This window comes from Pseudomonas sp. H9 (assembly GCF_004353925.1).
GTDB lineage: Bacteria > Pseudomonadota > Gammaproteobacteria > Pseudomonadales > Pseudomonadaceae > Aquipseudomonas.
On record NZ_SMOK01000037.1, the window covers coordinates 1 to 11,289 of the forward strand.

The 11,289-nt window shown below is 53.4% G+C and carries 10 protein-coding genes and 1 pseudogene; 7 read left to right on the plus strand and 4 right to left on the minus strand.

The window, feature by feature from the left end; genetic code table 11:
- The 6 genes from E1573_RS22800 to E1573_RS22825 all read left to right on the plus strand — a co-directional run.
- Nucleotides 1-148: integrase core domain-containing protein (locus tag E1573_RS22800; protein WP_165957342.1), on the plus strand; the 148-nt coding region annotated here is incomplete at its 5' end.
- A gap of 64 nt (nucleotides 149-212) precedes the next feature.
- Entirely contained in the window at nucleotides 213-410 is a 198-nt protein-coding gene (locus E1573_RS22805) for an AlpA family transcriptional regulator (protein WP_133216808.1), read from the plus strand.
- A gap of 396 nt (nucleotides 411-806) precedes the next feature.
- Nucleotides 807-2,054, plus strand: a complete 1,248-nt coding sequence (locus E1573_RS22810; RefSeq protein WP_133216809.1) for a hypothetical protein — start codon at nucleotides 807-809, stop codon at nucleotides 2,052-2,054.
- Nucleotides 2,041-2,646 carry a hypothetical protein gene (locus tag E1573_RS22815; protein WP_133216810.1) on the plus strand — a complete coding sequence of 202 codons (606 nt, stop codon included), beginning with the start codon at nucleotides 2,041-2,043 and terminating at the stop codon, nucleotides 2,644-2,646. The genes E1573_RS22810 and E1573_RS22815 overlap by 14 nt, the downstream gene beginning before the upstream one ends.
- Before the next feature lie 105 nt (nucleotides 2,647-2,751).
- Nucleotides 2,752-3,822 carry a hypothetical protein gene (locus E1573_RS22820; protein ID WP_133216811.1) on the plus strand — a complete coding sequence of 357 codons (1,071 nt, stop codon included), beginning with the start codon at nucleotides 2,752-2,754 and terminating at the stop codon, nucleotides 3,820-3,822.
- A gap of 491 nt (nucleotides 3,823-4,313) precedes the next feature.
- Complete coding sequence (locus E1573_RS22825) at nucleotides 4,314-4,688, plus strand: glycine zipper domain-containing protein (RefSeq protein WP_133216812.1); 375 nt, start codon at nucleotides 4,314-4,316, stop codon at nucleotides 4,686-4,688.
- Nucleotides 4,689-4,765: 77 nt separating this feature from the next.
- Here the strand turns inward: E1573_RS22825 and mqo are convergent, their stop codons facing one another.
- The 4 genes and pseudogenes from mqo to E1573_RS22840 all read right to left on the minus strand — a co-directional run bounded on the left by mqo (nucleotide 4,766) and on the right by E1573_RS22840 (nucleotide 10,352).
- On the minus strand, nucleotides 4,766-6,364 hold the full coding sequence (gene mqo, locus E1573_RS22830; RefSeq protein WP_133216813.1) for a malate dehydrogenase (quinone): 1,599 nt from the start codon (nucleotides 6,362-6,364) through the stop codon (nucleotides 4,766-4,768).
- 389 nt (nucleotides 6,365-6,753) lie between these two features.
- Nucleotides 6,754-7,521 (minus strand): methyl-accepting chemotaxis protein, encoded by a 768-nt coding sequence (locus tag E1573_RS27350; protein WP_371925214.1) that lies wholly within the window; start codon nucleotides 7,519-7,521, stop codon nucleotides 6,754-6,756.
- A 165-nt stretch (nucleotides 7,522-7,686) separates the two neighbouring features.
- Nucleotides 7,687-8,418, minus strand: a pseudogene (locus E1573_RS27355) (methyl-accepting chemotaxis protein); the annotation flags it as partial.
- Between the two features lie 161 nt (nucleotides 8,419-8,579).
- Nucleotides 8,580-10,352, minus strand: a complete 1,773-nt coding sequence (locus E1573_RS22840; protein WP_133216815.1) for an ABC transporter transmembrane domain-containing protein — start codon at nucleotides 10,350-10,352, stop codon at nucleotides 8,580-8,582.
- 285 nt (nucleotides 10,353-10,637) lie between these two features.
- Here E1573_RS22840 and E1573_RS26790 point away from each other — a divergent pair, with 285 nt between their 5' ends.
- On the plus strand, nucleotides 10,638-10,811 hold the full coding sequence (locus E1573_RS26790; protein ID WP_165957378.1) for a PA1571 family protein: 174 nt from the start codon (nucleotides 10,638-10,640) through the stop codon (nucleotides 10,809-10,811).
- Nucleotides 10,812-11,289: the final 478 nt, after the last annotated feature.

Consider the following 11,289-nt stretch of genomic DNA (forward strand, 5'->3'; position numbering starts at 1 on the left):
CCTCAAGATGGAGCTGCTGTTGAGCAGCCCTGAAGATCTTGAGCAAGCAAGGCAGATGGTTGACGAGGCAGTGCAGATATACAACACAGAACGGCCCCATATGGCCCTGAAAAACAAAACGCCCGATGCTGTGCATCGGGCGTTTTGAGGCCTATCGGCCTACCTGAACAGGTGTAAACCTATTTCAGGACTAGACACGAGGAGTACCTATCATGAATGAGCTGGATCGATTCATACGAGTATCTGAGGTGCTGCTGTTTACCTCATTTTCGCGAACGACCCTTTGGCGAGAGATGAAAGCCGGGCGTTTCCCGAACTCAGTCCAGATCAGCGCTGGTCGAATGGCTTGGAGAACATCTGAGCTGGCGGCTTGGCAAAAAGACCCCGAAAACTGGAAAAGTCGTCGGTGAACCGATTCCCGTCCGACATCGAGTAACCGCCCTCGCCGGGGTTCGTTTCATCCTGGTGCGCGCAGTTGTCCCCCCACCACACCTGCAAGCTAAATAGGTTAGTTTTCCTGCAGCCCTTCAGTAAGTCTAAGGAAAGTAAACTCTGGTGCGCTAGGTGAAAACAACGACCATAACCACCCTGCGAATCCCTGCACCGCAGGCTGTTTCCGTAGTGGCATTTTGAAAACCAGGGACGACTATTGGTTTCAACTAGTGCATCATTCAAAAAAAATTCCTCAGCGAGCTTGAGGAAGCCTGAGCAGGCTTGCACCCTGCGAGCCAACGAACCGGATCTGTACAAGCTGCATACAGACAACCATAAACCCGAAATACCTTTCACCTAAAGGGATTTGAGTGATGTTAGACAACATAAAAATCGCAATTCTAAATGACACTCAAAATATCTGGTTCATCAGAGCCAGCTCGGGAAAATATGCGCGTCACTTTAGGAAGGGTGGTGTCATTGCAATTAAGCACCTGGAAGACATTTACAAAGATGGCTTACCAACAACCATTCCTTCTGAAGAAGAAATTCGCACTCAACTTCATAAAAATCCCGATTACTACGAATTTAAAATTGACAAAGATGGAAAGGAAACTAAAAGTTTAAATCGCTCCGGACATTCGCTTCTTAATCAAATCAAGCGCTTCGCCAACGAAATTAAAGTCGGCGACCTCATCGTCACAAAAAACGAGGATGGTGGCTATAGCTTTGGCATGTGCAGCGACAGCACTCCCTATATTGATAAAGAGCCGATCAAATTCGTCGCACCTGAGGGTGTCAGGCAAACTGAGCGAGACAGAGTAGTATTAAAATACCAATTTAGAAAAAAAGTAACCTGGGGACCATCCATCCCACCAAGCGAACTTCCTGGCCCGGTAAGAAAAGCAACCAGAGGCCAACAAACAGTAACGAAACTAACTCCGCACCGCGAGAAAATCTACCATCTTATCTATCCTTTCTTCACTGACGGAGAGTCGCTTTACTTCTCTAACAAAATAAAAACAAAACATGCAATCAATGCACTGGCAATTGGAAAGCTCTTTCAGAACGTCTCGCTCTCCGAGGCTCTACTTAACGCGCTATTGGAAAACAAAGATATCGATCCAAAGGCGCTTTCAGCATTAATCGAAAAAAGCATAACCAGCAACAAACTTTCCGTTACGTGCCAAGCCGAATTCATGTCGCCTGGTGATATGTGGTGCAAAATCCCTCTACTTCAAGGCATTGAACCACTACCACAAATTTTAGCAGGTGTGCTAGCCTTTCTGATCATGACAGGTCAAGTTGACGCTGCGGAAATAGCACATCTTCAGAAAACAGACACAACAGAAATATTAAGTATAAAGCATAAAAATGACGCTGCAGACAGCATGTTTAATGACAAATTCAAACCTGCCGAAACATCATCACTCCTCAAGAAAGTTGTGAATGCAGCCAAGGAAAAATCGAAGCAAATCAAAGAACTCGAAGATGAGCGTTCGGTTGTTGCAATACGAGACAACCTAAAGATCTCCGTCACTGAAACGAAGACGGATAAGCTGGAGAATTTCAGCTATGGCATAAACGTCATACAGATTGGGACTCATCATGAAAGTAATTGAACCCATCAGCAGCGCTTTACTATTAACTGGCTGCATTTATGCCGCAGGAGTGAGCCAAAACAATTCATTCATGCGATCCTTTGGGGTAAACCCAGAGTTCAGCCAACCCTCGATTGATAAAATATTTTATGACGGCGGACTGATAACATTCGAAATATTCTACAATCACTTAATCTACGCCTTCTGGTTCATAACCACCTTCTTCGGTGTGATTACCACCGCGCTTTTGATTTTCCTGCTAATCAAAGGTTCTCAGTCGCTCATAGAACCTTACAACCAAACAAAGCCAATCTTCAGCTTTTGCTGTTCTTTAATACCAACTGGAACTCTCATTTTGACATATATAATATTCCTATCTTTTAGCTCCTTTCAAAAGGGGCAAACTGACGGAGTAAAGCTTTCGCAAATCTTTATCGAGAGATGCCACTGGATCGAAATTACACAGGACTCAAAATCCGAGCGCGCATGTGCATTCCGAAAAGACAAAGATTCTATTTGGTATTACAAAATCAACTCAGACGGAATAAAGATAAACTCAAAACTATTATCCTCAGCAAATGAAATCACTTACATGGAACCAGAAAAGCCTTAAAAAAAGCCACACCCAAATGAAGAACAGAAAGCTGTTTAGCACCAGTAATCACCTACAAACAACCATTACCGAACAACTTAAACATTCCAACACGAGAAATAAAAATTGGCCAAAACATGCATCTTCTGCGGAGAAAAGCCAAGCAACAAAACAAAAGAGCATGTAATACCCCAATGGCTCATCGAGCTGACAGGAAACCCGAACAGGGAAGCTTTTTTGGGCTTCATTAAGCACCATGAAGACGGCTTTAAGGATCGAAAATATGCCTTCGATCAATTTACATTTCCCGCATGCGATACCTGCAACAACAAATACGCAGAGCTGGAAGGAAATGTAAAACCAATTCTTCTAAAAGTACTGAACGAAGAACCAGTATTGACAGAAAACATATCCACTCTTTTAGACTGGCTTGACAAAGTCAGAATAGGTTTGTGGCTAGGCATGAACCAACTGGATAAAAACTATGCCAATGTGGACCCAAACTATCATATCAACACACGAATCGGCCAATACGACCGCATGTTGATAGTTGAAAAATCCAACAGCACCAATAGCAAGCTCAACCTCGGGGGTATCGATACATTATCTTTCGCCCTAACCCCAAGCGTATTCGTGTTAATAGTTAACAACATATACATTACTAATATTTCTTTCATGTTCCTCCTATCAAGACGATTAGGATTCCCATACCCGACAAACATGCATTTAGAGCCTGATCACGAACGGGTACGCTGCACTTTTGTCAAGGGTAGAGAGCGGATAATGTCTCCCCTACTTCGAAAACCACTTAAAGAGAAAGGGACTTTTATTTTCCAACCAATGTTTCGCGGCGGACTCATAGAAGGCCTGGACGACGACTATAAAACTGAATATGTAAAAAAGCATAGTCTCGACTTCGAGCAAGGTATCGGCAATATTTTTCAATCCAATGAAAATAACCTTACGGAATATACTAAAGGCGAAACAATTAATCTAACACCGCACCACACCCACAATGATAGAGAGCTTTTTGTAAAGTCTGCAATTCATGTTTGCGAATGGCAAAACTGGCTAACTCAATTCATCCCCAACACGGATAAATTAACCCCTATTCAAAAAAAATTTATAAAGTCTAGATTCAGCACTGGCGTCAAAGTAAATAACCTCTTGATTAAACATCACAAATCATTGCTTTAATACACCTTCCAGGCCAGATGAACGACCAGTATCGGTCTCGATAAGCGATGCACAGGCGAGGTTCGGCATCGATCTGATCAGGAATTCAAGAACCAATGTCCATTCTCAATCGAATTTCTGGATGCAGGCGGCCCTACTATAAATGCTCACTTGGCGACGTCTCACTAGTGATCCAGAATCGATCAATTCCCTGTATGCCAACCTGTATGCCAATCGTGAAAAGTTTTCTAAATATCCTTTAAAATCATGATCATACTGATCAGGTTCGAACGATGCCTCTCCAACTTACTCACCAAAAAGCCCGCCCTTGTGCGGGCTTTTTGTTTTGGGAACACGCTTGCCCTACGATGCGATGTGACTGACAGGCCGCGATCGCGGGGCACGTCGGGTCGCCGCACCGCCGCTCCCACCGAAGTAACAATGGCCAGCATTGCACAACTGCAACATGGCAAGCAGAATGCGCGCCTTTTAAACCTAGAGGTTGAAACAAAATGCGTAAGTCGCTTGCCACCCTGACTCTGAGCCTGCTGTGTGCACAAGGCGCCATGGCTGGTGACGGCCAGACTGCCTTGGGCGGCGGCCTGGGCGGTGCATTGGGTAACGTAGTCGGGCAACAGCTCGGCGGCAGCACTGGTGCTGCAATTGGTGCTGGCGTTGGCGGTGCGGCCGGTAGCGCCATGGCCGCGAAAAACGGCAACAAGACCAAGGCAGCCATTGGTGGCGGTCTGGGTTCAGCGGGTGGTTCGCTGGTCGGCGGCAAGCTGGGTGGTAAAACCGGCTCGACCATCGGCGCCGGCCTGGGTGGTGCCGCCGGTGGCGCCCTGGGTAACAACCTGGCGGATGATCACCGCAAAAAGCGTCATTGATGCAGAAATGAACGCGGGGCAAGCCCGCTCCCACTGTGGGAGCGGGCTTGCCCCGCGATGTTTTACCGAATCAGGCGTTACAGCGCAGGCTCTGCCTGTACTGCTGCCGCTTCCTCCGGCAATACCGGAACATACAGCAAGCCCAGACGCGAGCTGCTCCACTCACGGGTCTTGTTGGTCAGCTCAAGATTGTTGTTGAGCTTCTGGCCATAGGTCGGAACGATTTCCTTCAGTTTGGCCTGCCACTCAGGGGTCTTGATACGATCCTTGAAGGTTTTCTCCAGCACACTGAGCATGATCGGCGCGGCGGTCGATGCACCTGGCGATGCACCCAGCAGCGCGGCGATGGTGCCGTCTTGAGCAGCAACCACTTCAGTACCGAATTGCAACACGCCGCCGTGCACCGGATCTTTCTTGATCACTTGCACACGCTGGCCGGCTTGCAGCAGTTTCCAGTCTTCGTTCTTGGCGTTCGGGAAGTACTCACGCAGCGCCTCCATACGGTCGTCGAAGCTCAGCATCAACTGACCCATCAGGTAAGTGCTCAAGTCGATGTTGTCGATACCGGCATGGGTCATCGGCATGATGTTGTGAGTGGTCAGCGCAGCGAACATGTCCAGCAGCGAACCGTTCTTCAGGAACTTGGTCGAGAAAGTCGCGAATGGGCCGAACAGCAGCACTTCCTTGCCGTCGATCACACGGGTGTCCAGGTGAGGAACCGACATGGGCGGTGCACCCACCGATGCCTTGCCGTACAGCTTGGCCTTGTGACGAGCTACGATGTCCTGGTTGTCGGTCATCAGGAACTGACCGCCAACCGGGAAGCCAGCATAGCCTTCAGCTTCAGGAATGCCGGACTTCTGCAGCAGTTTCAGGGCGCCACCACCGGCACCGATGAAGACGAACTTGGCCTTCACACTGCGCTCGACACCGTTGTTGGCCAGGTCAGCCACGACCACGGTCCAGGTGTTGTCAGCGTTGCGCACGATATCGCGCACTTCGTGCTGAACATGCAGCTTGACGTTGTCGTGCTTGGTCAGCGAGGCAATCAGCTGACGGGTAATTTCACCGAAGTTGACGTCCGTGCCGATCGCCATACGGGTGGCGGCGATCTTCTGGTCGGCAGCGCGGCCTTCCATCACGATCGGCACCCACTTCTGGATCTGCGCATGGTCTTCAGAGTATTCCATGCCGCGGAACAGCGAGCTGTGCTGCAGGGCTTCATGACGCTTCTTGAGGAATTCGACGTTCTTGTCGCCCCAGACGAAGCTCATGTGCGGCACATTATTGATGAACGACTTCGGATTGCTCAGCACATTCTGCTCGACCTGGTAGGCCCAGAACTGCTTGGAGATTTCGAACTGCTCGTTGACCCCAACCGCTTTGCTGATATCAATTTTGCCGTCGGCACCTTCGCTGGTGTAGTTCAGCTCGCAGAACGCAGAGTGACCGGTACCGGCGTTGTTCCAGGCGTTGGAGCTTTCTTCGGCGACCTTGTCCAGGCGCTCGTAGATGTCGATCGACCAGGTGGGCTCCAGCTCATTGAGGTAAGTGCCGAGGCTGGCACTCATGATGCCGCCACCGATCAGCAGCACATCGACAGTTTTTTCGGGCTCGTTGGGCTTGGAGCAACCGATGACACTCAGGCATAGGAGTGCCAGCAGGATTTTTTTCATAGTTCAATCCAATTGAGGTGAAGTAATTGGCAATGACCGCTCATCCCGTTGTGCACGCCCTGTTTCTTGTTGTGGCTCGCGCATACCAAAGCTTAGCGGGGCTCGACACTCAGGCAAACGGCCTGGACGTACGGGCTTTGGTTGGCGGCTGGGGTTGTTCGATGGATCGGGAACGGTCGTCACCCTGACGATGGTCACGAGAACTTGCCGTCGGGTGCTTGCATGGCCTGGGCCTGCCCGCCTTTAAGCACAAAGCAGGCCAACTTCTACAAGACCAACGGCTAATAGCTAGGACGTGTCGTCGCACCCCATCTTTAGCGGTTTTTTTGGCGACATTCCGCCACATCAGCCTGTTCGCAGCCTGATCGGTGGCGGAAATCCCCCTCACTTCAAGCGCTTAGTCGTGCAGTGACTTCACCCAACTGCCCCGACAACCCATGCAGTCGATGCCCAGCCTGCTCGGTATGCTGTACCGCTTGCTGGTTGGCGGTGGCAATCCGGGTGATTTCCACCAGGTTTCGGGAAATATCTTCCGCCACACTGGTCTGCTCTTCGGCGGCGGTGGCGATCTGCCGGTTCATGTCGCGAATCGCCTCAACAGCCAGGGTGATGCGTTGCAGCATCTGCCCGGCGCGCTGCACTTGCTCGGCGCCCTCCTCGCTGCGCTGCTGCCCGCTGTCAATGGCCTTGACCGCTTCCAGTGCACCGGACTGCACGGCACTGATGATCTGATTGATCTCCGCAATCGAGGCCGCCGTACGCTGAGCCAGGCTGCGCACTTCATCGGCAACCACGGCAAAGCCACGCCCGGCCTCCCCGGCCCGCGCTGCCTCGATAGCCGCGTTGAGGGCCAGCAGATTAGTTTGCTCGGCGATCCCGCGAATCACCTCCAGCACTTTGCCAATCCTGGCACTGTCGGCTTCCAGGTGGCGAATAACCGCCGCGGTGCCAGCAATCTCCTGGTTGACCGAGGCAATGATGCTGATGGTGTCTTGCATCACCTGCTCACCCGCCTGAGCACTGTGATCGGCGTCATCGGCCGCCCGCGCGGCTTCAGCTGCGTGGCGCGCCACTTCCTGGGCAGTAGCAGACATCTCATGCATCGCCGTAGCGACCTGATCAGTGCGCTGAAACTGATCATCGGTACCACGCGCCATACTGCCGGCAATGCTGCGCAATTCTCCGCTGGCAGTTTCCAGTTCCCCCGCGTTGTTCTGCAGACGGGCAATGGTATCGGCGAGGAAATCACGCAGGGTATTGGCCGCCACGGCCAGACGCCCCAGTTCATCATGGCGATCAGTCGCAACCCGCGCCTCGAAGCGCCCCTGGCTTAACTGCGCGACATACTCGATCAAGCCTCGAATCGGCTCGATCAAGCTGCGGTTGACCAACCAGAGGCTGAACAGACCGACCAGCAAAGCCGAGCCGAACATCACCAGCAGTCCCAGCCAGACAATACGCTGCGCCGACTGATTGATGGCCTCAGCACGGGCGTGGGCATCGTCACGCAATTGGTTGACCAGCTCACTCATCTGCTCACTGGCAGCACGGTCGACCCCTTTGACCGCCTGATCACCCACAACCGGATCCGCGCCTGCCGCAAGAAACGCCTGACGCCCGCGCTCATACGCCTGTCCCAGTTGCAGGTGGCTTTCTTTGAGTTGCTTGGCCCGCGCTTTGAGCGTTGTGTCACTGCCCTGAATCAGCTGATCGAGCAGGCCCTGCACCTGCTGTTCCCGTGCCAAAAACTGCTGCCAGTACTTGTCCAGTTCGGCCGGCTGCTTGCCGCGCAACAGGACATTCTTCCACTCCTGAACCTGGACTTTGAATTGCAGGTTAGCCTCATCAATCAACTGCGAAGCGCGCACCGGCCCATCGATCAATTGCCCATAACCGCGCACGCTGGACGACAACAGTTGAAAGCAGACCAGCGCGATCATCAGTATCGCCAACAGGCTGCCACCGAGTAACGCGAGAATTTGCACTCTGAGGGATTTACGCAACATCGGAAGAAGTCCCGGAACAAGGAAAAAGGGAACGACGCCACACGGCATCGACCAGGCAAAGACGTCCCTGTCCTTGTTCACTGGCAGCCGTTACAGGCGAAAAAAAAGCTGCCATCGGTCGATAGCAGCCAAGTTCGAGCATTACGCAACAGCTGAGGGAGATAGTCTCAAGGGATTGCTACAGAAATGTGACAGCACATGGAACCCTGTCACATTTCCGTAACGTTGTTGAATTGCAAGGCTGCCAGCCGCGCATACAGTGGGCTCTGGGCGATCAACTGGCGATGCGTACCGATCGCCACCAGGCGCCCCTGATCGATCACGGCAATGCGGTCGGCATGCTGAACCGTGGCCAGGCGGTGAGCGATGACCAAGGTGGTGCGTCCGCTCATCAAGGTTGGCAGCGCCTGCTGAATCAAGTGCTCACTCTGGGCATCGAGGGCACTGGTAGCTTCGTCCAGCAACAGGATCGGCGCATCCACCAGCAAGGCGCGGGCGATGGCCAGGCGTTGGCGCTGACCACCGGACAGGCCCAGCCCGGCATCGCCCAGGTGAGTCTGATAGCCGTGGGGCAACTGCAGAATGAACTCATGGGCGTGCGCACTGCGAGCGGCGGCCTCAATCTGGGCCATGCTGGCATCGGCCCGACCATAGCGGATGTTTTCTTCGACGGTGCCAAAGAACAGCGCAGGGTTCTGTGCCACTAATGCAAAGTGCCGGCGCAGATCTTGCGGATCGAGGCATTTTAGGTCTTGGCCGTCGAGCCGAATCTGGCCTTGCTGGGGGTCATACAAGCGCAGCAGCAAATCGAACAGTGTTGACTTTCCTGCCCCCGAAGGCCCCACCAGGGCCAGGGTCTCCCCCGGCTCAACGCTCAGGCTCAAGCCATCTATCGCCGCTGGCTCAGGCCGTGACGGATAAGCGAAATGTACGTTGCACAGCTCAAGCCGACCACTGACCCGTGGCGCCGAGCGCTCCAGGCCGTGGGCAGGCGCGGTGATTTCACTGCGCGCAGCCAACAGCTCGGCAATACGCTCGGCCGCACCGGCGGCGCGTTGCAACTCGCCAATCACTTCACTGAGGGTGCCGAAGGCGCTGCCGACAATCAGGCTGTAGAACACAAAGGCCGCCAGTTCACCTGCGGAAATGCGCCCGGCAATCACGTCCATACCGCCGACCCAGAGCATGACACCCACCGCCCCGAGCACCAGCACGATCACCAGAGTAATCAACCAAGCGCGCTGCAGGATGCGTTTGCGCGCCACCGTGAAGGCCGCTTCCACCGTGCGGCCAAAGTGCTGCTGATCGCTGGCCTGATGATTGTAAGCCTGCACCGTTTTGATCTGCCCCAGGGTTTCAGCCACATAGCTGCCGACGTCGGCCACCCGATCCTGGCTCTGGCGCGACAAGCTGCGCACCCGGCGGCCGAAAATCAGAATCGGCGCCAACACCAGCGGCAAGGCCAGCACCACAATGCTGGTGAGTTTGGGGTTGGTAACAAACAGCAGAACGATACCGCCCAGTACCATCAGGGCATTGCGCAGGAACATCGACAGTGACGAACCGATTACCGATTGCAGCAACGTGGTATCAGCCGTTAGCCGCGACTGGATTTCCGAGCTGCGATTACTTTCGAAGAAGCCAGGGTGCAGGAAGATCAAATGATCGAACACCTGCTGACGGATATCGGCCACACAGCGCTCGCCAATCCACGACACCAGGTAGAAACGGCTGAAGGTGCCAATCGCCAGGGCCAACACCAGCATCAGGAACAAGCCGATCGACTGGTTGAGCAAATGCGCAGAACGGGTCATGAAACCCTGGTCGACCAACAGCCGGATGCCTTGCCCCATCGACAAAGTGATGCCCGCCGTGACGACCAGCGCCAGCAACGCCAGCAGCACCTGTTTGCGGTAGGGGCGAATGAAGTGCCAGCTCAGTTGCAGCGCCTTGCGCTGGCGAGGGGAAAAGCGGTTGAGCATGGAAAGACCAATTGTCAGCGGTTTTTACCCAGCCTACACCTTACCGCTCGTCCTACGCCAAGGAACCCTGAGGAATACAGGTCGTCGGTATAAAAACCTTACCTCGGCGCCCATTAAGTCCCGCTTCACTCACTACTAGACCGTTTCGATCTAAAGTACCACTGGAGGTTTACTCAGCTTTCTGTTGGACTGGAACAAATCGTACGGTAAGCACCGAAAGCGCTGTCATAGTTCGGTCACCCAGCGATTCTAGTCTGAGCTTGCAACCTGATGAGGAGACAGGAAATGAGCTTGCAACACGGCAACACCCAGCCGAAAACTGCGCCCAATCCGCAGGCGCCCGTCGGTGGCTCGGTTATTGACCAAAATGGCAAAGAAATCACTATTACTGAAGAGATGATCCAGCAAGCGTGCGACAAGCTGGAAAAAAGCCGCGAAAACCTCGGCAAAAAAAGCTAAGTAACTCGAATACTCAACCCGGCACCCTCGCCGGGTTTTTAATGGGTTTGCGCGCCCCGGGTGGGAACGGGCTTTGCCCCGCGATCTGGCGCGAAGCGCCAGCAAATCCAGTTGTCTCGGTGTGTCAGTTACCCTGCAATCCGCAGTTTTCACGGCTGCTGCGCAGCCGATCGCGGGGCAAGGCCCGCTCCCACCGGGGGCCCACTTAAAGCAGCACACCGCGCAAGGCATCAAAGGCCGGATTCGTTTCAGCCAGCCAGGGTTGCGGCTATTCAACCCAGCACCCACGCCGGGTTTTTAATGGATTTTGGCGCCTTGGGTGGGAGCGGGCTTTGCCCCGCGATCTGGCGCGAAGCGCCAGCAAATCCAGTTATCTCGGTGTGTCAGTTACCCTGCAATCCGCAGTTTTCACGGCTGCTGCGCAGCCGATCGCGGGGCAAGGCCCGCTCCCACCGGGGGCCCGCTTAAAGCAGCACAC

Coding starts and splice junctions, on each gene's coding strand:
- mqo (WP_133216813.1), bottom strand. CDS start 6,364: ATGAAAAAAATCCTGCTGGCACTCCTATGCCTGAGTGTCATCGGTTGC.
- E1573_RS27350 (WP_371925214.1), bottom strand. CDS start 7,521: ATGGCGCGTGGTACCGATGATCAGTTTCAGCGCACTGATCAGGTCGCT.
- E1573_RS26790 (WP_165957378.1), top strand. CDS start 10,638: ATGAGCTTGCAACACGGCAACACCCAGCCGAAAACTGCGCCCAATCCG.
- E1573_RS22815 (WP_133216810.1), top strand. CDS start 2,041: ATGAAAGTAATTGAACCCATCAGCAGCGCTTTACTATTAACTGGCTGC.
- E1573_RS22840 (WP_133216815.1), bottom strand. CDS start 10,352: ATGCTCAACCGCTTTTCCCCTCGCCAGCGCAAGGCGCTGCAACTGAGC.
- E1573_RS22805 (WP_133216808.1), top strand. CDS start 213: ATGAATGAGCTGGATCGATTCATACGAGTATCTGAGGTGCTGCTGTTT.
- E1573_RS22810 (WP_133216809.1), top strand. CDS start 807: ATGTTAGACAACATAAAAATCGCAATTCTAAATGACACTCAAAATATC.
- E1573_RS22825 (WP_133216812.1), top strand. CDS start 4,314: ATGCGTAAGTCGCTTGCCACCCTGACTCTGAGCCTGCTGTGTGCACAA.